This is a genomic window from Bacillus sp. MM09(2025), assembly GCF_050496725.1.
GTDB classification, from domain to species: Bacteria; Bacillota; Bacilli; order Bacillales; family Bacillaceae; genus Bacillus; species Bacillus pumilus.
This window is the reverse complement of the sequence record NZ_JBNWEN010000001.1, coordinates 237,771-259,690: the sequence shown is the minus strand read 5'-3', so window position 1 is coordinate 259,690 and position 21,920 is coordinate 237,771. Positions and strand designations below refer to the sequence as shown.

24 protein-coding genes are annotated in these 21,920 nt (G+C 41.5%); 3 read left to right on the top strand and 21 right to left on the bottom strand.

What is annotated here, in order from left to right:
- Window positions 1-9: 9 nt before the first annotated feature.
- From mraY to ACQYAC_RS01345, 9 genes are all read right to left on the bottom strand, one after another.
- Window positions 10-984, bottom strand: coding sequence for a phospho-N-acetylmuramoyl-pentapeptide-transferase (gene mraY / locus ACQYAC_RS01385; protein WP_003211854.1), 975 nt, complete (start codon window positions 982-984; stop codon window positions 10-12).
- A 135-nt stretch (window positions 985-1,119) separates the two neighbouring features.
- Window positions 1,120-2,595, bottom strand: a complete 1,476-nt coding sequence (locus tag ACQYAC_RS01380; RefSeq protein ID WP_429942780.1) for a UDP-N-acetylmuramoyl-L-alanyl-D-glutamate--2,6-diaminopimelate ligase — start codon at window positions 2,593-2,595, stop codon at window positions 1,120-1,122.
- A 212-nt stretch (window positions 2,596-2,807) separates the two neighbouring features.
- Window positions 2,808-4,727 carry a stage V sporulation protein D gene (locus ACQYAC_RS01375; protein WP_429942588.1) on the bottom strand — a complete coding sequence of 640 codons (1,920 nt, stop codon included), beginning with the start codon at window positions 4,725-4,727 and terminating at the stop codon, window positions 2,808-2,810.
- Between the two features lie 125 nt (window positions 4,728-4,852).
- Window positions 4,853-7,003 carry a penicillin-binding protein gene (locus tag ACQYAC_RS01370; RefSeq protein WP_429942779.1) on the bottom strand — a complete coding sequence of 717 codons (2,151 nt, stop codon included), beginning with the start codon at window positions 7,001-7,003 and terminating at the stop codon, window positions 4,853-4,855.
- Window positions 7,004-7,010: 7 nt separating this feature from the next.
- Window positions 7,011-7,358: a cell division protein FtsL gene (ftsL, locus tag ACQYAC_RS01365; RefSeq protein ID WP_012009864.1), complete on the bottom strand. Its 348-nt coding sequence runs from the start codon at window positions 7,356-7,358 to the stop codon at window positions 7,011-7,013.
- A gap of 37 nt (window positions 7,359-7,395) precedes the next feature.
- On the bottom strand, window positions 7,396-8,328 hold the full coding sequence (gene rsmH, locus ACQYAC_RS01360) for a 16S rRNA (cytosine(1402)-N(4))-methyltransferase RsmH (RefSeq protein ID WP_169056466.1): 933 nt from the start codon (window positions 8,326-8,328) through the stop codon (window positions 7,396-7,398).
- 66 nt (window positions 8,329-8,394) lie between these two features.
- Window positions 8,395-8,826: a division/cell wall cluster transcriptional repressor MraZ gene (gene mraZ / locus ACQYAC_RS01355; protein WP_003211163.1), complete on the bottom strand. Its 432-nt coding sequence runs from the start codon at window positions 8,824-8,826 to the stop codon at window positions 8,395-8,397.
- Between the two features lie 128 nt (window positions 8,827-8,954).
- Window positions 8,955-10,574, bottom strand: a complete 1,620-nt coding sequence (gene bshC / locus ACQYAC_RS01350) for a bacillithiol biosynthesis cysteine-adding enzyme BshC (protein ID WP_426972778.1) — start codon at window positions 10,572-10,574, stop codon at window positions 8,955-8,957.
- Between the two features lie 65 nt (window positions 10,575-10,639).
- Complete coding sequence (locus ACQYAC_RS01345) at window positions 10,640-11,539, bottom strand: 2-dehydropantoate 2-reductase (protein WP_426972776.1); 900 nt, start codon at window positions 11,537-11,539, stop codon at window positions 10,640-10,642.
- 209 nt (window positions 11,540-11,748) lie between these two features.
- On the opposite strand from ACQYAC_RS01345, the gene ACQYAC_RS01340 reads away from it, so the two are divergent.
- Window positions 11,749-12,228, top strand: coding sequence for an N-acetyltransferase (locus ACQYAC_RS01340; protein ID WP_429942587.1), 480 nt, complete (start codon window positions 11,749-11,751; stop codon window positions 12,226-12,228).
- 46 nt (window positions 12,229-12,274) lie between these two features.
- Here ACQYAC_RS01340 and gerR read toward each other — a convergent pair whose 3' ends face one another.
- The 3 genes from gerR to ACQYAC_RS01325 form a co-directional block, all read right to left on the bottom strand.
- Window positions 12,275-12,814 carry a sporulation-specific transcriptional regulator GerR gene (gerR, locus tag ACQYAC_RS01335; protein WP_426972774.1) on the bottom strand — a complete coding sequence of 180 codons (540 nt, stop codon included), beginning with the start codon at window positions 12,812-12,814 and terminating at the stop codon, window positions 12,275-12,277.
- 138 nt (window positions 12,815-12,952) lie between these two features.
- A complete protein-coding gene (gene rpmF / locus ACQYAC_RS01330) occupies window positions 12,953-13,126 on the bottom strand; it encodes a 50S ribosomal protein L32 (RefSeq protein WP_008354700.1) in 174 nt (57 codons plus the stop codon).
- A gap of 21 nt (window positions 13,127-13,147) precedes the next feature.
- Window positions 13,148-13,666, bottom strand: coding sequence for a YceD family protein (locus ACQYAC_RS01325; protein ID WP_003210956.1), 519 nt, complete (start codon window positions 13,664-13,666; stop codon window positions 13,148-13,150).
- Between the two features lie 206 nt (window positions 13,667-13,872).
- Here ACQYAC_RS01325 and ACQYAC_RS01320 point away from each other — a divergent pair, with 206 nt between their 5' ends.
- Complete coding sequence (locus tag ACQYAC_RS01320) at window positions 13,873-15,117, top strand: nucleotidyltransferase (protein WP_426972772.1); 1,245 nt, start codon at window positions 13,873-13,875, stop codon at window positions 15,115-15,117.
- 238 nt (window positions 15,118-15,355) lie between these two features.
- Here the strand turns inward: ACQYAC_RS01320 and ACQYAC_RS01315 are convergent, their stop codons facing one another.
- Window positions 15,356-16,384 carry a SepM family pheromone-processing serine protease gene (locus ACQYAC_RS01315; RefSeq protein ID WP_058014061.1) on the bottom strand — a complete coding sequence of 343 codons (1,029 nt, stop codon included), beginning with the start codon at window positions 16,382-16,384 and terminating at the stop codon, window positions 15,356-15,358.
- A 4-nt stretch (window positions 16,385-16,388) separates the two neighbouring features.
- Window positions 16,389-17,168, bottom strand: a complete 780-nt coding sequence (locus tag ACQYAC_RS01310) for a patatin-like phospholipase family protein (protein WP_426972769.1) — start codon at window positions 17,166-17,168, stop codon at window positions 16,389-16,391.
- A gap of 158 nt (window positions 17,169-17,326) precedes the next feature.
- On the opposite strand from ACQYAC_RS01310, the gene ylbJ reads away from it, so the two are divergent.
- Window positions 17,327-18,535: a sporulation integral membrane protein YlbJ gene (gene ylbJ, locus ACQYAC_RS01305; RefSeq protein WP_058014063.1), complete on the top strand. Its 1,209-nt coding sequence runs from the start codon at window positions 17,327-17,329 to the stop codon at window positions 18,533-18,535.
- A 13-nt stretch (window positions 18,536-18,548) separates the two neighbouring features.
- On the opposite strand, the gene coaD is transcribed toward ylbJ, so the two are convergent.
- The 7 genes from coaD to ACQYAC_RS01270 form a co-directional block, all read right to left on the bottom strand.
- Window positions 18,549-19,031 (bottom strand): pantetheine-phosphate adenylyltransferase, encoded by a 483-nt coding sequence (coaD, locus tag ACQYAC_RS01300; RefSeq protein WP_044142001.1) that lies wholly within the window; start codon window positions 19,029-19,031, stop codon window positions 18,549-18,551.
- Window positions 19,032-19,034: 3 nt separating this feature from the next.
- The gene (rsmD, locus tag ACQYAC_RS01295) at window positions 19,035-19,592 is read right to left on the bottom strand and encodes a 16S rRNA (guanine(966)-N(2))-methyltransferase RsmD (protein ID WP_429942586.1); all 558 of its coding nucleotides are present in this window, start codon (window positions 19,590-19,592) and stop codon (window positions 19,035-19,037) included.
- A 310-nt stretch (window positions 19,593-19,902) separates the two neighbouring features.
- Window positions 19,903-20,175 carry a YlbG family protein gene (locus ACQYAC_RS01290; protein ID WP_003212137.1) on the bottom strand — a complete coding sequence of 91 codons (273 nt, stop codon included), beginning with the start codon at window positions 20,173-20,175 and terminating at the stop codon, window positions 19,903-19,905.
- A 66-nt stretch (window positions 20,176-20,241) separates the two neighbouring features.
- Window positions 20,242-20,691, bottom strand: a complete 450-nt coding sequence (locus ACQYAC_RS01285) for a YlbF family regulator (protein WP_007499807.1) — start codon at window positions 20,689-20,691, stop codon at window positions 20,242-20,244.
- A 57-nt stretch (window positions 20,692-20,748) separates the two neighbouring features.
- Window positions 20,749-21,156: a hypothetical protein gene (locus ACQYAC_RS01280; RefSeq protein ID WP_429942585.1), complete on the bottom strand. Its 408-nt coding sequence runs from the start codon at window positions 21,154-21,156 to the stop codon at window positions 20,749-20,751.
- 72 nt (window positions 21,157-21,228) lie between these two features.
- Window positions 21,229-21,477, bottom strand: coding sequence for a YlbE-like family protein (locus ACQYAC_RS01275; RefSeq protein WP_058014067.1), 249 nt, complete (start codon window positions 21,475-21,477; stop codon window positions 21,229-21,231).
- Between the two features lie 19 nt (window positions 21,478-21,496).
- Window positions 21,497-21,910 (bottom strand): YlbD family protein, encoded by a 414-nt coding sequence (locus ACQYAC_RS01270; RefSeq protein WP_012009849.1) that lies wholly within the window; start codon window positions 21,908-21,910, stop codon window positions 21,497-21,499.
- Between the last annotated feature and the right edge of the window lie 10 nt (window positions 21,911-21,920).

The window sequence follows — 21,920 nt, the reverse complement described above, 5'->3', positions numbered from 1 at the left end:
CTTATTCAATTATAACCACACCTCGATGTAAATTCCTAAAACAGCAAGTAATAAACCAGCTGTCCAGAAGGTGACAACTACTCTCCACTCTGACCAGCCAACTAACTCATAGTGGTGGTGAAGCGGACTCATCTTAAAGATTCTTTTGCCGGTTGTTTTAAAGGAGATGACTTGAAGAATAACGGATAACGTCTCAACAACAAATACTCCACCAATAATGACCAGTAAAATTTCAAGCTTCGTTAAAATCGCAATTGCTACAATGGCTCCGCCTAATGCTAGAGAACCTGTATCCCCCATAAATACTTTTGCAGGATGTGCGTTAAACACAAGGAAGCCAAGGACGGCTCCTGCAACAGCTACTGAAAAGATCGCTACATCATACTGAGATTGATTCCAAGCCAGTATAGCAAATGCTCCGAAAGCAATAGCAGCGGTTCCAGATAAGAGACCATCCAGTCCATCCGTTAAATTCACAGCATTAGAACCTCCGACAAGCATGAAAACAACAAGGATAAAGTAAGCCCATCCTAAATCAAAGCTGACGTCTGTTCCTGGAATGCGAATCGTCGTTGCAAACTGATAATAATGGAAAACTGCATAAAAGATCACAGCGATCACAATTTGACCGATTAATTTCTGTTTCGATGTTAAACCAAGATTTCGTTTCATCGCTACTTTAATATAATCATCTAAAAATCCTAATAGGCCGTAACCAAGTGTGACAAATAACAGTAAAAACATTTCTGGACTAATCTCAGAAAATTTGTTGATCATCACAATCGTTGTAATAGTAATAGAAAAGATAATCATGATGCCGCCCATTGTCGGCGTCCCAGATTTCTTTTGGTGAGACTGCGGACCTTCTTCTCTAATACTTTGACCAAATTTAAGTCTTCTTAAAAACGGTATAAAAATCGGGGATAAAAGAACACTGATTAAAAATCCCATTATGATTGTAAACAATATCACCTGTTCAAGCATCGTTCTTTACTCCTTCCGAATTTCCAAAGCCGTTTTCCATCAAAAAATTGCATTCATTATTATGGTATTCATTCTCGTTCTTCATATGTTGTTTTTGTACAAAATGCTTCATTTCATTACACTCTTTTCATCATTTTAAGATTTGTTTAGATCTAAAATAGCGTCAACAGCAACCTTTGCATCATCAAAGTCATAGACTTGATCGTCAATAATTTGATAGGTCTCATGACCTTTACCCGCTATTAAGACTGTATCGCCTTTTTTCGCATTGGCAATGGCAAAAAAGATCGCTTGTTTCCGATTCACAAAGCTATGATAATACGCGTCTGGGACCCCATTTTCCATATCTTTTAAAATGGCTGAAGGATCTTCGCTTCTTGGGTTGTCTGATGTAAATACAGGTTCATCTGCATATTTCACAGCGATTTGAGCCATTTGAGGACGCTTTGTTTTATCACGATCGCCACCGCAGCCAATCACACAGAAAATTTTCCCCTCTGTTAATTCTCTACATGTTGTGAGGACATTTTCTAAGCTGTCAGGTGTATGCGCGTAATCGACGATGACAGGGAAGTCTTGATCGCAGTTTACAAGTTCAAATCTGCCTTTGACTCCTTCCAGCTCTTCAATCGCACTCACGATCGTCTCAAATGTTAAGCCAGATACGATGCCAACTGATACAGCTGCAAGGATATTATACACATTGAACTTTCCGACGAGGGCAACCGTCACTTTTTTGGTGCCGATTGGAGTGACCAGATCAAACTGAGTTCCCTTCGGCATGATTTGAATATTTTTTGCCATGACATCCGCTTTTTGCTCTAAGGCATACGTCATGACTTCAGCAGCTGTGACTTTTTCAAAATAACTCGAAGCCTCATCATCTGCATTTAAAATCGCATGCTTCGGTTTATTGTGATGAAAGGCACTTCCAAGCTGAGAAAACAGCAAGCTTTTCGCATGTTTATATTCTTCCATTGTGTTGTGGTAGTCAAGATGGTCCTGCGTAAGGTTTGTGAAAACCGCAATATCATAATCACATCCATGTACTCTGCCAAGATGGAGTGCATGTGATGATACTTCCATGATGGCTGTGTCTACATCTTGATCAAGCATCTGTTTAAACGTTTTCTGAAGTGTGACACTTTCAGGTGTGGTGTTTTTCACGTCGAGAATGTCATCATTCACCTTCATATACATCGTACCGATTAAGCCTGTTTTCTTCTCGGCTTTTCTCATCATTTGTTCGATCATGTGTGTTGTTGAGGTTTTTCCATTTGTGCCTGTGATCCCTATGAGATTCAGCTTATGAGTGGGCTGTTCATAAAACGCATCAGCTATTCTTGCTAGTGCTCTTTGAGAGTGTTTCACAATAATGACTGGTACATCTGTTATGTTAAGAGGGTGTTCTGCTACAATGGCTGCAGCCCCACTTTTCACCGCTTTTTCAGCATAATCGTGTCCATCTACTGTATAGCCTTTTATACAGACAAAAAGGCTTCCCTCTTTCACCTCTCTTGAATCCATTTCAATGGAAGTGATATCAGGATTTTCGTTTATCAATTCGTTGTTTTCACTTTTAAAGTATGTAAGCAGTTCTTGTAATTTCATTTTCATATCAAACCTCTCAAATTCGTTCACGTGCATGTCTTGTGAAAAAAACACACAGTCTATATTTTATCGTAAAAAAAAGGATACATCCAGCGTATTCCTTAAGTTTCTGTTAGAAAAAACACACTTTGGACTCTTTTTTTCAAACTGTCCTTCTCTTTCAACAAAAAGAGGCAGCCAAATGAGTGCGGCTACCCTCTGTTCATTCTTTATTATTCATCGTTTAAGTATAATCTGATCGTGGAACCTTCTTTGACTTTTGTCCCAGCAGCAGGTGATTGCTTCACTACTTTACTGCCAGTTCCTGAGGCATCGATCTTTAGGTTGATCAAGAGGGATTCAAGATCTGAAACAGATCCTCCTACAAGATTCGGTACTTCAATGGTTTTTGTGTCCAGCCACTGATACTTCTTTTCAATTTGGCCTTTTCTTTTTTTCACACCCATCTCAGGCAGGCTATCCCGCATAATATGACCAACGATTGGTGCGGCAACGGTACCACCAAATTGAATGGTGCCTTTTGGGTTATCCACAGCTACATAGACTACAATACTCGGGTCATCTGCAGGCGCAAATCCGATAAACGACACAATGTGGTTATTCTCCATATACTTTCCGTCCTTTACCTTCTGTGCTGTTCCTGTTTTTCCGCCGACCCGATACCCTTCAACAAATGCATTTCGGCCAGTTCCTTGGGCGACTACACTTTCAAGTGCATACCTGATTTCTTTAGATGTTTCTGCTGATATCACTTTCTTTTTGGCAATCGGCGATTGCTTTTTCACGACCTCTTTTGTGATTGGATCTATCCATTCTTTTGCAATATAAGGCGTGTAAAGTGTCCCGCCATTTACTGCAGCTGCTACTGCAGCTACTTGCTGAATCGGTGTAACAGAAACACCTTGACCAAAGGCGGTGGTCGCCTGCTCTACAGGACCTACACGATCAAGCGGGAACAAAATTCCCCGCCCCTCTCCCTGAAGGTCAATCCCAGTTTTTTGGCCAAATCCGAAATTTTTGATATAGGAAAATAATTTTTCTTTACCAAGACGGTCTCCTAGCTCTACAAAGCCGGGGTTACAGGAATTTTGAACTACTTCCAAGAATGACTGTGATCCGTGTCCGCCTTTTTTCCAGCACCTGAGTCTTGCACCATCAACTGTCACAGATCCACTGTCAAAAAATGAATCGCGTTTTAAATTAACTTTCTTCTCTTCTAATGCTGCTGCAAGTGTAATAATTTTAAATGTCGAACCCGGCTCATATGTGCTCCACACCGGTAGATTTCGGTTGAACACTTTTGGATCAACTGATTGATAGTCAGCTGGATCAAAATCTGGTCTGCTTGACATTCCCAGCACTTCACCATTTTTCGGATTCATCGCAATCGCAATCATACCATCTGGATGATACTTTGCCTGCGCGTTGTCTAATTCCCGCTCTATAATAGTTTGTACTTTTGCATCAACTGTTAACTTCATATCAAGACCATCTTTAGGCGGTGTATAATCATCTGCTTCATCTGGCATTTTCTGTCCCTTGGCATCAGAATAAAATTTCACAGAGCCTTTTTCGCCTTTTAGGTCATCGTCATAGTAGGCTTCAAGTCCAAGTAAACCTTGATTATCGATTCCAGCGAAGCCCAGTACATGTGAAAGAAAGCTGCCAAACGGATAATGTCTGATGCTGTCTTCTGTTACATACACACCTTCTAAATCAAGCTCTCTTACTTCTTTTGCTTTTTCATGTGATACCTTTCTGCCCTCAGGAGATATTCGTTCAATTGATGTTTTCTTCGTGACGTGCTTGTACGCTTTCTCTTCAGACATATTCAGCACTGCTGCCAACTTCTTACTTGTTTCTGCAGGGTCTTTAATTTGTCGAGGTACAACCAAAATAGATGGAGCACTTTTGTTCGTCGCAAGCTCTACTCCATTCCGGTCCAAAATATCTCCTCGTTCCGGTTCGAATGGAAGGTTTCGGCTCCATGAATCTTTAGCTAAGCTTGTTAGCTTCTCGCCCATAATAAACTGTACATATCCTAATCTAGTATCTATGATGAAAAAAATGATCACCCCAAACAGCAGCACGAAAAGCAATCGTTTTCTCACTGTTACACTCGACACTCGCACGCCCGGTTCACTCCTTACATATGGCTTATTTTCATCATATGCAGGCCCGTCCTTTTGTAGAACGCACCGTGATATTCTGCTGGAGCAAAAGAAAAAACCTAGCAAGTGATTTGCTAGGTTAAAAGTTAATTTGGGCTTTTAAATGTCACGGTAACGACTTTGTCTGAAATCTCAGCTCCACTTTTGACACTTTGTTTCACAGCATATCCTTGTCCATTTGTTTCTATATGCACACCGGCAATCGAAGCATATTGAAGGACTTCCCTTCTGGACCAGCCTGTCATATCAGGCATCTTAATGGTTTTCCCTGCTGTTTTTAAGAAGACTTTCTGGCTTTCAGAGAATTCAGAGCCCGCACTCGGCCATTGGCGTTTAATGGAGAGGCCGTCGCCGATGACAACAGGCGTTAAGTGTTTATTTTTGGCTTCTGTTTCTGCCTGCTTCACTTCTAAATCTAAGAATGAAGGCATCGTTTCTTGTTTCACTTTTTGTTCGCCTGATTTTTTATCGTCTGTTTTTGTTGGTGCAATATTTAAATATAGCAAACTATTTTTCATGACAGGGTTAAAGATTTGAGAAACCGGAGCTGATCCCGTTTCTGTTTCAGACAGCTGCGGCTGCTGAACAGCCACATACACAAGCAGCTTCGGATCATCTTTTGGTGCCATTCCCATAAATGAAAAGACATAATCGTTTCTTCCCTGGAGGTAACCGCCGGCACCGCCAATTTGTCCCGTTCCTGTTTTCCCAGCAACGTCAAAGCCTTTGATTTGATAAGGCTGGCCTGTTCCAATTTTCGAGGAAACAACCTCACCTAAAATGTCACGAACTTGCTTCGCTGTATCAGATGAAATCGGTTTGCCTGCTGCTGTTGGTTCATGCTGCAAAATCGTTTTGTTTGTGTTCGGGTCTGTAATATGGTCAATGACATATGGCTTCATCATCGTTCCGCCGTTTGCTATCGCTGTGGCTGCTTCGATTTGTTGAATCGGTGTGATGGCTGATGCTTGACCATAAGCTGTCGATGCTTTGTCATATTCATACCTATAATTGATTTTGCTAGACGCTTCGTTCGGCAAGTCAATCCCCGTTTTGTCATAGAAATGGAACTTCTGCAAATATTGTTCGTAGCGTGTGAAGCCTAGCTTTTCTTTTGCCAGCTTTGCAAAGGCCACATTTGACGAGCGAAGAACCCCTTGGTGAAAGTCAATTTTCCCCCAGCCATTTCCGTTGTTGTGATCTCGCACAAGGCCGCCGCCTACTTTATAAGTACCAGATTGATATTTTTCACTGCCTTGGTAGACTCCTTCTTGGATCGCCGCAGCGAGGGTGAAAATCTTCATCGTTGAACCTGGTTCAAACGCATATGAAATGACATCATTGTTATAATTCGTAATGTCTAGTTCATTTAAATTAAAGCTTGGCCGCTGCCCCATCGCAAGAACCTTTCCAGTTTTCGGATCAACGACTGTGGCAATGATTTTCTTCGGCTTATACTTTTTGGCAACCTGCGTCATACTTTCTTCAAGAAACGCTTGAATTTTCTGATCGATGGTCAGCGTGACATTTTTCCCGTCTTTCGGGGCGACAATGTCTTCTTTGCTATTCGGCAAAGCCCATCCGCTTCTGTCACTGTTATATGTCACATAGCCGTCTTTTTCTTTCAAAAATTTGTTCAGTGCCTTCTCAAGTCCCATTGCACCCGACATGTCCTTTGTCGCTTCATTTAACCTGGCATAACCGATGAGGTTAGAAGCAAACATGCCGTTTGGATAATATCGCTTCGTGTCTTTTTCAAATGCAATCCCTGGAAGCTTTAGCTTTTCAATTTCTTCCTTCGTTGAAAAACTAATATCCTTCCCCGCTTTCCCAAACTCCACTTGGAATGCATCTTTTGTATTGAGACGCTTTAAAATTTCGCTTTCACTCATATCGATGACTTTTGAGAGCTCTTTTGCCGTCTTTTCTTTATCGACGACATGCATTGGATGCTTAGGGTCCACTGTCATTTTCTTACTCATGACCGCAATGAGCTTATACACAGATGTATCCTCAGCGATCACATTTCCATTCCGGTCTAAAATAGATCCTCTTTTGGCTTCAAGTGTTTTCTTCGATTGATATTGTTCATTTGCCTTAGCAGCTAATACTTGTCCATCAACTGTTCCAGTAATTTGAATATAAATAAAACGTGCTAGGATGATAAAGAAAAACAGGGCGAAGCAAATACTTGCAATTGCCGCGCCTCTGTTCATCATTTTATTCTTTTTAGGCATCGCCATGTTAATCGACCTTCTTAACATCTTTCGATATGCTTAAGCCTGCTTTTTTCGCAGCTTCAATGATTCTTTCTGGTTCACTCAGCAAGTCTTTTTCCTTTTGTAGCTCAGTGATCTTCTTCGATTCTAAAGATACTTGCTGTTCTAGCTTCTGCACTTCGATATTGGCGTGATAGACAGCAAAAGCTTTAGAAATGATGAGAATCGAGCTGCACATAAGAGCCATAACAAACATGACAAGTAAGATTTTTTCACCAAGGGTGATAGACCCTCTTCTTTTAATGACAACCGATTGGCCTTGCTGCTCTGTTTGATGTTGCTTCACTTCTCTTTGATAAGCCAAATTACTCATAAGAAACCTCCTTTTTATCATCATCTATGGTGTCGTTTTACTTTTTTTCTGCAATTCGGAGCTTCGCTGAACGGGCACGGTTGTTATGTTCCAGCTCTTGTTCTGATGCAACGATCGGTTTTCTCGTGATCAGCTTCAGCTTTGGTTCAAGTCCTTCTGGAATCACTGGTAGTCCGTGCGGAAGTTCTGGAAGAGAAGACATTTCTCTAAATGTACTTTTACAAATCCGGTCTTCAAGTGAATGGAATGTAATGACAGAAATTCTCCCCTTCGGATTGAGTAACTCTATTGCTTGTTCTAGTGCTTCTTCAAATACTTTCAATTCATCATTTACGGCAATTCGGATCGCTTGAAACACTCTTTTCGCTGGATGTCCGCCAGTCCGTCTTGCAGGTGCCGGAATTCCTTCTTTGATAATGTCGACAAGCTCACCCGTTGTTTCAATTGGCGCTTTTTTTCTTGCTTCTTCAATTTTGCGTGCGATTTGCTTGCTGAACTTTTCTTCCCCATATTTGTAGAAAATCCGAACTAGATCTTCAAATGGCCATTCATTCACCACTTTTTTTGCCGACAATGCGGCTGATTGATCCATTCGCATGTCAAGAGGTGCATCATGGTGATAACTAAAGCCTCTCTCTGGTGTGTCGAGCTGAGGAGATGATACCCCAAGGTCAAAAATCACACCGTCTACACTCGTAATACCTTGTTCATTCAGACGTTCTTTTAAATATCGGAAGTTGCTTTTTATGAAAAGAATGTTCGCTTTAAAATCTGCGAGCTTCTCTCGTGCATGATCCAGTGCAGCATCGTCTTGGTCAAATCCAATCAATGTTCCTTTTTCTGATAATTGAGATAGTAAATATGAACTATGACCTGCTCCGCCTAGCGTGCAGTCCACATATGTACCGTCTTCTTTTACGTTTAAACCGTCAACTGTTTCTTTTAATAATACTGTCTCATGTTGAAACATGATGTTATGGTCCCACCTTTTTCAAATAGAAATGAATGTGTAGAAAGCTTGCTGCACAAGGGATTATTATATATCAAATCCAATCATGTTTTCAGCAATTTCAGCAAAAGAATCTTCTTGCTCTTCTGTATATTGTTCCCAGATCGACTTACTCCACAACTCAATTCGATTTGAAACGCCGATGACCACACATTCTTTTTCGAGTTTTGCATATTGGAGTAGGTTTGATGCGATGTTAATACGCCCCTGCTTGTCCAGATCGCATTCTACTGCGCCAGAGAAGAAGAACCGTGTAAACGCACGTGCATCTTTTTTCGTTAGCGGTAGTGCTTTGAGTTTCTCTTCAATTAATTTCCACTCACTCATAGGGTAGCCAAATAAACATTGATCAAGCCCTCTCGTCAGCACAAATTGTTCTCCGAGACCGTCTCTAAATTTAGCAGGGATGATCATGCGCCCTTTTGTATCAATCGTATGTTGGTATTCACCCATGAACATGATAATCAGAGCCCCACTTTCTCACCCATACTCTCCACTATCCACCACTTCTCTCCACAAAACTTATTCTACACTGTTTCTACATAAAAAAAAACCCTGAACTAGTCAGGGTTCATTAAAACTTTATTTCAAAGTTTGACAATTTGTTGCTTGTTTTGAAATGAAAATGGCAGATTTTTGAACGTTTTGAAGAATTCTGGACCATATTTGTTTAAAAAGTACATGATATTCCAAATTCTTTCCTGCGGGGCATCTAGTGGTTTTAAACTATTTTCAATTCGTTCAAAGTCCCGAAGGATATATCCTTCCTTCTCTTCCACACGCTGCGCCACCTTTTGATAAACAAATTGAAGCTGGTCTTCAATAAATTTGGCATTTTTATCTAGCAGCTGCTCGAAGTTTGGTTCAATCTCCAGTGCTTCTTGTCTCATCACGCCATGAGCATTTGCTAATTCACGTTTGGTGTGTTGAACCGCTTGAACAAAGCTGTCTGGAAGACTTTGCTGAAAGTGCGCTTCTTTCTTTTCTTTTACTCCATTTGTCAGCACTTCTTCTACCGACAGTTCTCTAACTGGCAGTTTCTTGTCGATATGCCTTTCAAGAATGGTCACATGCAGCCTCGGAAGAACAGGCGCCATCTTTAATTGAAAATGCTCAAAGATTCCTTTCAGCTCTCCCCAATAGTTAACCTCACCGTGTCCTGCCATAAAGGCAAGTGTCGGGAGAAGGGTTTCCTGCATCAAGGGACGCGTCACCACATTGTTGCTAAACCGTTCTGGGTGCTCCTCCACTTCCTGCAAAAGTTCTTCCTTCGTCCATGTAAGCCCCACTTCTGATATAGAAAACCGGCCGTTCTCTTTTTCAATCAGGAAACGTTCCTCATCATATTCGTAAAACAGATTCGCCTGATTGTCACCAGCTTCAATAATCGGCTGATATCCTGCTCGTTTCATAGCAGCCTGTGATTCATTTAAGCGAGTAGTAACCGCATCATTTGTCTCGACAATGTGCTTGAATAACGCACGCTCGAGTGGTTTAACACCTAAGTCACCTGAATTAAGTAAAAGCAGTCCATCCTCTTCAAAGAGGTCACATACAATCCATTCAAAGAAATCAGTAAACGTTTGTGATTTGCGTAAACATCGAAGAAGCTGATCAAGCAAGTCATTGGTGTATGCAGATTCTTCATACGTTGAAAACACATCACGGAGCCATGTCTCGGTTTTTTCTTGATCAAGCGGGATTCTTTTCGCAGCCGCTTTTTTGACGTTATGTAATGACAGTTTTTGTTTCACTGGCCCTTTTTCGCCAGATGTGTACACAAAATTAATTTCATCTACGTCATGATCCTCACCGGCTACCCAAAAGACCGGAATCACTGGGACGCCAAGCTCTGTTTCTTTTTCTTTTGCAAACTGAATGATGGATATGATTTTATGTATGGTATAAAGCGGTCCTGTTAATAGACCAGCCTGCTGTCCTCCGACCACCATGACACTCCGTTCATCACGGATCTTTTCAATGTTCTGGCGCATCGCTGCCGATTCAAACTTTGCGTGGTATGCGCTCATATAATCCGCTAAAGCCTCGCGCGGGAAGCTCATTTCCATGAGATCGTCGTATCTCTTTTTCCATGTGTGCTCAGAATGTATATCATAATCAAAAAAAGTCGTCATTTCTTTTTTTTCTTCTATATAATCACGTATGAATAAATTCTGACTTCGGATGGAAAGTTCAGTCAATTGCATGTTTAGAACTTCCTTTCTTCAATAAATAGTTAGTTTCCCGAAAAAAGTATAGCATGTAAATGAGCTCACTCAAAAGATTTTGTTTGCTTTTTTTCCAATACTTCCAAGCTTCGATCAAAGAAAGTGAGATGTGGCGCCGCAACGCCATGAGCTTGAGCCTTTTTTAAAAGATAACCAAGGATGGCTTTTCTTTCGGTTTGGCGGCCTTTCACTATATCTTGAAGCATCGAGGACTGATTCTCAGCGGTTTTCTCACAAATAGAAACTACATAAGGCCAGAGCCGCTCTTTTTCAGACAAGCCCAAGATGGAAACTGCTTCTTCAAATGCACATTTCATCATGTGTTCATATGAGGAGTTTGCGATTAATTCCCCGTTCCTCACATGCTGCAAAGCCGTGAGCGGATTGATACAGACATTGACAAGCAGTTTTTCCTCCAGCACCTTTATCCATTCATCCGTATAGATCATCTGAAAATGAGATGATGTCTCATTCAATGCATTTTTTATATCTGCTGCTTCTTCATGCTGATATGCCCCCCACTTGATGACACCGATACCTGTATGGTTCACTTCATGATCTGACATCTTCATAGCTCCGTGCTCTACCACACCTATGTATAATGAGTGTCCTGTTTTCCAATTCTCCAAATCTAATAAGTGAGCCATTCCGTTCTGTAAAAATAAGATACGATGAGGAGGTAATGTCGATAGTTCACGCAGCACATCTTGCAAATGATGATATTTCACTGTCACGATGAGCAAATCAAATTCTCCTGTTATTCCTGTCTGTGCATGAACAGTCGCCTGGCATGTATCTCCTTTTACTGTTCGCTCAATGCCGAATGCTCGAATCTCTTCTGCCTGTTCGTTTCTTCTTGTAAAGACTGTGACGTCATGATGCTGCGTTAAATAACTAGCACAAAGCAGACCAATCGCACCGCCACCAATGATTCCAATGTTCAACTTCCGCACATCCCTTTTTCGTTTACTTCATGATATCAACTATTTTAACAGGTTCATGTCGTGATGCAAAAAGCAGATGGCGCGCTATGATTGAATTTTTTTAATTTAAAAACTATAATAATAAGTGTAAAAACTTTTTGAGGCGGATGGGATGAAAACGCCTTCAATGACATCACTGTCGACATTATGTGTGTAAGGGGGAAGATCATATGGCACAAGTAAAACGACTTCTAATTAATTACAAAACTTTAGAGGAATTTAAACAATTTAAGGAATATGGCATACAAGAACTATCCATGCTTGAAGACCTTGAAAGCAATATGATTGAAAATGACAGCAACTCTCCATTTTACGGGATTTATTTTGGAGATAAGCTAGTGGCACGTATGAGTCTTTATCAAGTGGACGGCACAACAACTACGTATTTTAACCACAACCATGATTATTTAGAGCTGTGGAAGCTGGAAGTGCTTCCTGGATATCAGCGCAAAGGGTACGGCGAAGCACTTGTTGAATTCGCTAAATCATTCGGATTGCCAATTCGGACCAATCCGCGTGTCAAATCTGCCGGTTTTTGGGATAAAATGGGCTTTGAAGCAGTCAAATATGATATGGAGCGCGATAAGGGTGAAAATCCACTTATCTGGGAGCCCGCACATATTCAAAAAAATACAGGTGAATCCGCTTAAAGGCTGATCACAAAACGCCCCTCCTTTCTCTGTGAGGGGCGTCTCTTTATTTAGCATATTCTTTTAAGCTAATATTCTGTTTGACTCTTTCAACAATACTTATGAGTGCCCGGTAATCTTCTTCTGTCATTTTTAATTGCCGCTTTAAGTGTTCATTTTCTTCTGTAAGTGACTTCAATTGATACTGTGCATCTGCCAGTTCTTCGCGTAAATGAGCGGGTCCATCAGGTTCTTTTTCAAGCTGCTCTAAAAACTGAATCACTTCTCGAAGGGTCAATTCAGCCTGGTTTGAAGAAGGGTTTTCTTCTATGGTTAACGCATGCTGTGGTAAACCAGAGGAATGAATACCTATTTTTTTACGCAATTCTTTCCGCTGTTTTTTTGCCAGCTCTATGCCTGCCTGATATTGTTTTCTAACGTATGAGTTCCACCTGAAACCACATGCTGCCGCTGTTCTTGACAATGCTTTCCCGACTTCCTCAAATGCGGAAAGCTGCGTTCCTCCATCTCGAATGTGCCTTAAAACGACTTCTGCTAAGAGTAAATCTTCATCCTGTGTCCATGCGTCCTGCCTTGTAATCGTCAATTGATCATCCCCCCTGAATCTGAATACCACATCATATGCGCCTACTAGAGTAGATAGACTATTTGCAGGGGAGAAACCTAAAAAATAGACAAATAAAAAAACGTAAGGGAAGGTTCCCTCACGTTTTTTTATTAAGCATTAGTTGCTTTTTACGTCTTTGCCTTTGTATGTTCCGCAAGATTTGCAGACACGATGAGAAATTTTCATTTCACCGCATTCTGGGCAAGCTACCATACCAGGTACTTGTAGTTTGAAATGCGTACGACGCAATCTTTTTTTCATTTTAGAAGTTCTTCTAAAAGGTACAGCCATTATTCCCACCTCCTTAAAGAGTTAAGATTCATTATTTTCTTCTAAGAGCTTCTTCAAGCCTTCCAGACGCGGATCAATTCGGTTTTGATGTGCATCTTCCGAAATGACTGCCCAGTCATTCCCTTCTTGTGGTGCAGCACCTTTTACGTCAGTTTGGTCGCAAAAGATTTGCATCGGCACTTCAAGAAGAATTTCTTCCTTGACTAAAGGCGTTAAGTCGATGATGTCGTCTTCTACAATAGAAACGTCTTCATCTTCTATGTCGTCTGTCTTATGAAGTACAAATAGTTCTTTCGTTGAAATCGCAAATGGATAATTTACATCAACAAGCGTTCTTGAACAAGGCAATGTCATTTCACCTGTGATGGTTAAATCAAATGCGACTTGCTTTGATTCGATCACTCCAGTCCCTTTCACCTCTACCGGTGAAATGCGACGTATATCTGAATGAAGGCTAGTAAGTTCATTTAAGTCAACCGTCTCATGAAAATCGAAGCTGTTTTTAGCTTTTTGATGTAACTGATAAACTGTCCATTTCAATTGTATCACCTCTAAGAGCAACAAACATGATTATAGCTTTCATCATGTTATTTGTCAATATTTTTTCTTTACAGTCCTTTGTGATGTCAGAGCGTTGTTTGACATCAGTTCTCGGAATGCCTACACTGAAAAAAATGGGCTTCATTTTTCCCTTATGCTACTGTAGCATAGACCATTTAACCATAGCAAGAAAGGCGGAACATCTATTGAAAGCAACAGGAGTCGTTGTCGAGTATAATCCATTTCATTATGGACATGCCTATCATGTTCGTCAGGCGAAAACACATACCTCCTCAGATGTTGCCATTGCCGTTATGAGCGGTCCCTTCCTCCAGCGCGGTGAGCCTGCCATCGTCTCAAAATGGGCGCGGACAAAAATGGCACTGCAAAACGGTGTAGACATTGTGTGTGAGCTTCCATACATATACGCAGTGCAAAAGGCAGAAACCTTTGCAAACGGTGCTGTGGCGATTCTAGATGCTTTAAAATGCCGCTCCCTTTTTTTCGGCAGCGAGGATGGTGACATCAAAGCATTTGAGCGAACAGCTCGTGCTTGGCATGAGAAAAAAGAAGAAATTGACTTTTTCACAAAAGAAAAGGTGAAAGAAGGCCTTAGTTATCCAGCTGCTGCTGCTGCTGCGTTTCAAGAGGTGATTGATCCTAAGCACTTACTGGATCTGTCTCGGCCCAATAACATTTTAGGTTTCCATTATGTCAAAGCCATCATGGAGCGATCCCCTCACATGCAGCCCTTTACCTCTCAAAGGATTTCATCTGGTTATCATGATGAAGAACTACCTGAAAATCAGAAAATCGCAAGTGCAACAAGTATACGAAAAGCCTTAAAAGATCATGGTGCATTTGAAACAGTCGCCCCTTATCTCCCAGATGCTACGCTCAAGCAATTACATGACTATCTTTCTTCATATGGTCTTCTACATACACAAGAAGCCTACTTTAGCTTCTTAAAACACGTCTTTCACACAATGGATACGGCAGAACTAGAAAGCATCTATGAAATTGAAGAAGGCATCGAACACCGCATGCAAAAGGCGATTACACATGCGTCCTCCTACGAGGAATATCTATCACTTGTGAAAACAAAACGCTATACGTGGACAAGGCTACAGCGGATGAATACACATCTCTTAATGAGGGTGAAAAAGAATGCCATGCATGAGCTGCTGAAAGAGAAAAAAGCACCTTATATTCGGTTACTTGGTATGTCAAAGAAAGGGCAGCAATACTTATCTCTTGTGAAAAAAGAATTGGACGTGCCGCTCGTCAGTAAACTGTCTGCCTTTTCACATCCCGCTCTTGATCTTGATATACGCGCATCCCGCGTTTTCAGCCTGCCCGTTAGTGAACCAATGCAAACGAACTTAACGGAAGCGGAATTTAAAACCTCACCGATCCGATATGATGAAGAGATTGGTCTCTTCCAGTCTTAACAAAAAGAGCAGCCTTTACGAAGGCTGCTCCATATCGTTGACAGAGGGCTAAAATAATCTTTATTTTAGCCCTTTGTCTTCTTTTCAGCATGATAGAAAACCTTTGAAGTCTAGGAAGGACGAGTACCGGAGCGGAGCGAATTTGACATTCGTGAGCACCGGCACGCAGTCCTGACAAAGAATGCAAGGGTTTGTCTACATGCTGAGAGCAGCCTTTATGAAGGCTGCTCTTTTTTGATTAAGATGCTTTCTCTTTTAATTTGTTTAAATAGTTCAGCGCATCTTGCATTGTATCTACAGGCACAATTTTCATATCACTTTTAATATCTTTTGCTGTTTTGACAGCATTTCGGTAGTCTGAGTTTGGATCACCTTTATCGTTCGGTGCAAAGAATATATCTTTTCCGGCTTTATCTGCCGCCACGACCTTTTGATCGATTCCGCCAATTGGACCGACCGTTCCATCGGCATCAATCGTTCCCGTTCCTGCAATCGCGTAGCCATGTGTTTCGTCTTCTTTTGTCAGCTGGTTATAAATTTCAAGTGACATCATAAGACCCGCTGACGGTCCGCCGATATTTTCAATATCCACCTTAATGGACGGTGAGACTTTCACATTTCGGTCTGTAAATAATGATACGCCAATTCCAACTCGATTCGGCTCTTCTTTAAATGGTTTTAACGTCACTTTCTCCGTAATGTCTTTGCCATTTCGTTCAAGGATAAAACGGACAGGTGTACCTGCTTTTTTGCTGCTGATATACGAAACCATTTTATCAGCAGAATCATAGGTCTTGCCATCAACGCTTTTGATTCGGTCGCCCACTTCAATCTTTCCGTAAGCAGGCATTCCTTTCATCACGTAGCTTGCATATACGCCGTTAAACGTATAATCTACTTTTTTTCCTGCTTTTGTATATGCTGCAATCATGGCATTTTCTTGAGAGCTTTTCATCAGCTGAAGCTGCCTTTTCATATAATCTTGATCCGACTCCCCGTCCGCTTTCATATTTTCTTCTGGGACGATTTCGTCATATTTATTCATTTTCGCAAGCAAATACGTATACGGATTGGCTGGACCTACTTTAATTGTCATAAGAGAGAAGCTTCCCTTCTCGTCATATCCGCCGTCTACTTGAATGTGGGGAGCAATCTCGGTTGCATCACCCGGCTTTGTCACGTAATATGGCAGTTTGACAAAGGTTAAGCCACATAATACAAGGATAACGACAAAAAAGCTGAGCCAGCGAATATTCAATTTTTTCATTCGATTAACACTCCCATTTATCAATGACATCTTTCAGTTTACCTGTTAGTTGATCTGCGGCGAGCTCACCTGCTTCAATCATCTCCTGCACCTGCGTGAACGCACTCGAGCTAAATGTTTCAAGCCTCGGCCGAATCATGACATCAGCGTGAATGGTTTGATGACGGACCAATTCATTTTGAAGGATGTCCAAACTTTGCATAATGACATCCGATAATCTCGTCGCCTTTTCTGTTTTTTTCACCCTTGATACATCAGAGGCGATAATGAGGTCTGCACCCATATCTTTTAAAACAGACACAGGAATGCGGTCCACAACCGCTCCATCCACTAGCTGTCTGCCGCCCATTTCATGAGGAACAAACACGCCCGGAATGCTGATGCTTGCTCTGACTGCTTGTGAGACAGACCCTTTTTTAAACACGACCTTCTCCCCTGTCTCGAGGTCACAGGCAACCACCGCAAGGGGCATCCTTAATTCTTCGAATTTTTTCCCATATGTAAACGTGTGAATCAGCTGCAAAATTCGATTTCCTTTTAAAAGACCGATTTTTGGCAGTGTATAGTCAGCATAATACTTTCTTCTGAAGACAAGTGCAAGTTTTTTCATTTTTTCTACGTCTTGTCCTGCCGCATAAAAGCTCCCAACAAGTGCGCCAATACTGCTGCCAGCGATCAAATCTACCTGAATACCTTGTTTCTCAAGACTAGATAAAACTCCGATATGTGCCATTCCCCTCGCACCCCCAGAGCCTAACGCAAGCCCGATGACTGGTCGCTTCATGAAAATCCACCCTCCTCTTTTCTATGCATATATACGAATCTATTGGTCTAAACATGCCCCTTCTGCTCGTATAGTAATAGAAGACAGGCTCGGCTAGTTTCTTTCTTTTTTGATCACGAGCTCGCCAATAGATCATAACGGCAAGGGGCGAAATCTCCATGAAAAAATGGAACACTCTGTTCATCGCTGCTTTTTTTATCTTTTTAACAGCCACTGTGATTACACATCCACAAGCCTCTTTGCAAGCATCTAAAAATGGACTTGCAATGTGGTGGGAGGTTGTATTTCCATCATTGCTTCCTTTTTTTATTTTGTCCGAGCTATTAATTAGTTTCGGGATTGTCAGATTTGTCGGGGTATTATTAGAGCCATTTATGCGTCCCATCTTTCGAGTGCCTGGTGTAGGCGGGTTTGTCCTAGCGATGGGAATGGCATCAGGCTTTCCTTCTGGTGCGAAATTGACCACAAGACTCAGACAGGAAGGACAACTGACACAAATCGAAGCAGAGCGCCTCGTTTCTTTTACAAATTCATCGAACCCATTGTTTATTTTTGGTGCGGTGGCTGTTGGTTTTTTTCATCATCCAGCTTTAGGAATTGTTTTGGCCTGCGCACATTATTTAGGGAATCTCGCTGTTGGTGTGACGATGCGGGGATATAAAGCGCGGCAAGATGCACATCTGAGAAGCGGTAAGCGATTTTTATTCCCACCGTTTCAAGAGGCATTCAGTGCTCTTCATACAGCAAGACTCGCAGAGAAAAGACCGCTCGGCCAAATTTTAAGTGATGCGGTCATGTCATCAGTCCAAACACTCTTTATGATTGGCGGCTTTATTATCTTATTTTCTGTTTTCAGCAAAATGTTATCAGTTGTTCATGTGACGGACCTCTTATCCATAGGGATCGGATATATGCTGCAAACGATGCATCTTCCGCCAGAATTAGATCTTGCGATGATTGCCGGTTTATTTGAAATCACGTTAGGAAGTCAGCTAACAGGGTCACAGGAAGTCACCCTTCTTGCTAAAACAATTGTCGTCAGCTTTATATTAGGATTCAGCGGGTTTTCTGTTCAAGCTCAGGTCGCCGGCATTCTGGCGGCAACAGATATACGCTTTAAACCGTTCTTCTTCGCTCGTTTGCTCCACGGGATTTATGCAGCTATTTTTGCCTTTTTATTGTTCAAGCCTCTTTATGTCTCTCGATCTGACATGGCTCTTCCAGCAGGTGCCTTTGAAGCAAGCCAGCAGGTCGTCATGTACAGCAGTGTGCTCTGGAATCAGCTTGTGACAGCCGGCCCTTTGATCACGCTATGCAGCTTGATCTTGTACACGGCGCTATACTATCAGAAATTAAAAAAAGGATGAGTGCACGGTGCACTCATCCTTTAAATTTTTCTATCAGCGCTTCTTCTACCTCTTTTGGCACAAGGTCTTTGACTGAACCATCATATTTCGCTACTTCTTTGACAATGCTTGAGCTTAAGAAGGAATATTGATTGTTGGTCATCATGAAAAATGTTTCAATGTCATCGTTTAACACTTTATTCATTGATGTGCCTTGCATTTCATATTCAAAGTCTGTCACAGCTCTTAATCCGCGTAAAATGACTTTGGCTTCTTTTTGTTTCGCATAATCAACAAGCAGACCGTGAAAGGATTCAACTTTGATATTTGGCAGATCCTTCGTCGCTTGGCGAATAAGCTCACACCGTTCTTCAACGGTAAATAACGGTTTCTTGGATGAGTTATTTAGTACACATACATACACTTCATCAAAGATCTTTGCACCTCTTTTGATGATATCCAAATGGCCCAATGTGACTGGATCGAAGCTACCCGGACAAACGGCTATGTTCCCCATGCTTTAATTTCCCCGCTTTCTAAAGATCGTAATACCAGTCAACCCGTACAGTTCCTGTCTTGATATGTAAAGCTGTCCAGTTTCCTCTGGCAGTGTGACGTCCTTATCATGCTCACATACGATCACTCCGTCATCTGTTAATAAGGCATGCTCGTCAATCATGTCAAGAAGTGCTTTCAGCTGTTGATCTTTATAAGGCGGATCAAGAAAGATCGCTTGAAAGGATTCCTCTCGTTTCACAACGGCAGCGAGTGCACGCTTTGCCTCATTTCGAAACACTTCACTTTGATCAATCAGCTCCAATTGATTAAGGTTTCCTTTTATCGTTTGAATCGCCTTCATATCTCGATCAACGAATATGCAGTGATCGAATCCTCTAGAAAGCGCTTCAATCCCTAAACCACCGCTTCCCGCAAATAAATCAAGCGCCCATCCGCCATCAAAATACGGGCCGATCATATTAAATATCGATTCTTTTACTTTATCTGTCGTCGGTCTTGTTGATTGACCTGGTACCGCTTTAAGTGTGCGGCCTTTTCTCGTTCCAGAGATGACTCTCATTTTTCCACCACTTTTTCTGCTTGCTTCTATTGGTTATTGTGTAAGACAAAAAATCCAACATTATCTTACCACAACACTCCGCAAGGGACAATGCGCGGACTTTCATTCATTTTCTATGTATAGATCAAGAAAATCGGGGTCATACTACTTATAACAGCATCTGATGTGGTGCTGTTGCCAACCGCGGAGAAGACTTACGTTTCCCCATAAGTTCTTCCTCCGGTTTCTCCTCTCCCTTTGCCTTCTCCTTAATGAATCATTAAGAATAGAAGGACCCCGCGGGTGATGCCGCGGGGGTTTTTTTGTGTCTTTAAAAGCCCACTTTATAATCATACTCTTTTGCTTTGTCCAATTTGGATTCGTACTCTAATTTAATAAAAGGTTTATATGAAGGTTCAACACGCTTCACAAATGGCAATGAGCTGAGCTTAGCCATATGGCGCTCGAGATCATTCATATCACAATAGATCACTGCATATTTCATTTTCCTTGAAATATAGTGAACATTTCCAAATTTTCTTAGCGCCTTTGACTGCTTTAACGAATGCAGCCAAACGACCATCCCTTGACGTTTGGTTTCCATCTTTTCACCTGCCGCTTTTTCAATTCTTTTCAGTTATTATGTAAAAGACGAGACATTCAAGTCTCGTCAAGATACTTTACAGCCACAGCTGCCACCAGATCCACAGCCACCGCCGCATGATGATAGACCATCAAAATATGGGTTCCCTGTTGGAACTTTGATATATGCTGATACAGCTTGACCGATTTCAATACTAATCTCATCTAAGATGGATTGAATCGCTGTTTCTGCTTTTTTGAAATCAACCACTGTATCGTGAAGATCTAACTTTCTTTTGACCTCACGCATTTCCTTTGAGATCGTTCTATAGTCCGGATGGTATTTGCCGAACCGCTGCACATCCTCATATTGCTCTTTTACTTTTGTAAAATGGGCAATAATTTGTTGGGCTTCTTCGTCTTGCTGGAGACGCTTAAAGCAGTTGCGGTAATGTTCAGCCTCCTCCGACTGAAGAATCATGGCAGCCAATTGATTTGCTTCCTCTTGGAGCTCCACAGATTCGATTGTCGCATACATAAATGTTGCACCTCCAATTCATAGTTTACCACGAAACCTATGGATCAGAAAATGCTTTTACGTCACAAATACATCCCATGTCTCTCTTTTCTGCCTATATTCTGGATGACGAGAATTGAGCACAACGGTGATTTTATGTTTTCCTTTTGAAAGATGCTTGACCACAAATGCAGCAGTATACTCATTGCCTGCACGTTTTCCGTCTACATACACTGTAAAATATCCCGCCTTCTCATCTTTTTTTAGTCGCGTAGACTCAAGATGAAAATCTTGAAGTGTACTTTCTATATAGACTGAAGACCCCTGCACTTTGTATTTAAAAAAGCCTTGCTGCTTCATTTCACTTTCGGCTTGCTGCATCACTGGTACAGCTGGATCTTGCTTCGTGATTTGCTTCTCTTCATGTTGACTTTGACACCCGGTGACAAGAAAAAGCAATGCGCATATTGACAGCATCCATTTCATCATCTGATTCTCCTTTCATCTACTTTTATAGGATGCTCAGGAAATAGACATCTTAATCAACTCAAAAAAGCCTCACCCGGCTCCATTTTGATTGCGCATTGCTTGGAACATTTGAATCATCATTTCAGCCATTTGGACACTGTTACTCAACTGACTCACACGATGAGGAATGGTTTTTTCGTAAAAATTCATTTTATCTAATTCAAAGGACGATAGCTTATCAGGATGTCGAGTCAGTTGTCTGTACCAGAGAGGACGCTGTCTGATGAATTTGATTCGTTCCTCTTCGGCCATGACAAACTCCTGTACTTCTTTCCGCACCAAAAGCATCCCCTTTCAATTAATCTTTCCTGAAGGAGAATGGGTGCTGACTGCCTCCAGATGAACCTTTCTTCGAGCCATTTGATGAAAATTGTCCGAGTAAGCTTTGTAAAGAGGAAATAGACTGGCTCATTTTGTTGATTTGTTCATTCATTTGATCAGCGTCCATTTTTTTCACTGCAGAAACCATTTTAGACATAAAATCTGCTTTTCCAGATTCACTTGGCTTTGAGGCTTTTTCTTCTTTCACGTCCTCAGATTGCGTTTGCCGGTAAGGAGACCACATCTCATCTTCCTCACCAAACATGACCCAATTTTCGTATACACTTTGCCAGCTTTTTTCTTGCGTTTGCACTTCTTGAATTAACTTCGGATGGCGTCTGACGAATTGTTTAAATTCATCAATGGATGTTTGTTTTTGCTTGTTTGTCATATCCTCACCC

Excerpts from the sequence above, each read along its gene's own strand:
- mraY (WP_003211854.1), bottom strand. The coding sequence starts at position 984 with ATGCTTGAACAGGTGATATTGTTTACAATCATAATGGGATTTTTAATC.
- ACQYAC_RS01380 (WP_429942780.1), bottom strand. The coding sequence starts at position 2,595 with ATGAAATTACAAGAACTGCTTACATACTTTAAAAGTGAAAACAACGAA.
- ACQYAC_RS01370 (WP_429942779.1), bottom strand. The coding sequence starts at position 7,003 with ATGCCTAAAAAGAATAAAATGATGAACAGAGGCGCGGCAATTGCAAGT.
- ftsL (WP_012009864.1), bottom strand. The coding sequence starts at position 7,358 with ATGAGTAATTTGGCTTATCAAAGAGAAGTGAAGCAACATCAAACAGAG.
- rsmH (WP_169056466.1), bottom strand. The coding sequence starts at position 8,328 with ATGTTTCAACATGAGACAGTATTATTAAAAGAAACAGTTGACGGTTTA.
- mraZ (WP_003211163.1), bottom strand. The coding sequence starts at position 8,826 with ATGTTCATGGGTGAATACCAACATACGATTGATACAAAAGGGCGCATG.
- bshC (WP_426972778.1), bottom strand. The coding sequence starts at position 10,574 with ATGCAATTGACTGAACTTTCCATCCGAAGTCAGAATTTATTCATACGT.
- ACQYAC_RS01340 (WP_429942587.1), top strand. The coding sequence starts at position 11,749 with ATGGCACAAGTAAAACGACTTCTAATTAATTACAAAACTTTAGAGGAA.
- rpmF (WP_008354700.1), bottom strand. The coding sequence starts at position 13,126 with ATGGCTGTACCTTTTAGAAGAACTTCTAAAATGAAAAAAAGATTGCGT.
- ACQYAC_RS01315 (WP_058014061.1), bottom strand. The coding sequence starts at position 16,384 with ATGAAAAAATTGAATATTCGCTGGCTCAGCTTTTTTGTCGTTATCCTT.
- ACQYAC_RS01310 (WP_426972769.1), bottom strand. The coding sequence starts at position 17,168 with ATGAAGCGACCAGTCATCGGGCTTGCGTTAGGCTCTGGGGGTGCGAGG.
- ylbJ (WP_058014063.1), top strand. The coding sequence starts at position 17,327 with ATGAAAAAATGGAACACTCTGTTCATCGCTGCTTTTTTTATCTTTTTA.
- coaD (WP_044142001.1), bottom strand. The coding sequence starts at position 19,031 with ATGGGGAACATAGCCGTTTGTCCGGGTAGCTTCGATCCAGTCACATTG.
- rsmD (WP_429942586.1), bottom strand. The coding sequence starts at position 19,592 with ATGAGAGTCATCTCTGGAACGAGAAAAGGCCGCACACTTAAAGCGGTA.
- ACQYAC_RS01290 (WP_003212137.1), bottom strand. The coding sequence starts at position 20,175 with ATGGAAACCAAACGTCAAGGGATGGTCGTTTGGCTGCATTCGTTAAAG.
- ACQYAC_RS01285 (WP_007499807.1), bottom strand. The coding sequence starts at position 20,691 with ATGTATGCGACAATCGAATCTGTGGAGCTCCAAGAGGAAGCAAATCAA.
- ACQYAC_RS01280 (WP_429942585.1), bottom strand. The coding sequence starts at position 21,156 with ATGAAATGGATGCTGTCAATATGCGCATTGCTTTTTCTTGTCACCGGG.
- ACQYAC_RS01270 (WP_012009849.1), bottom strand. The coding sequence starts at position 21,910 with ATGACAAACAAGCAAAAACAAACATCCATTGATGAATTTAAACAATTC.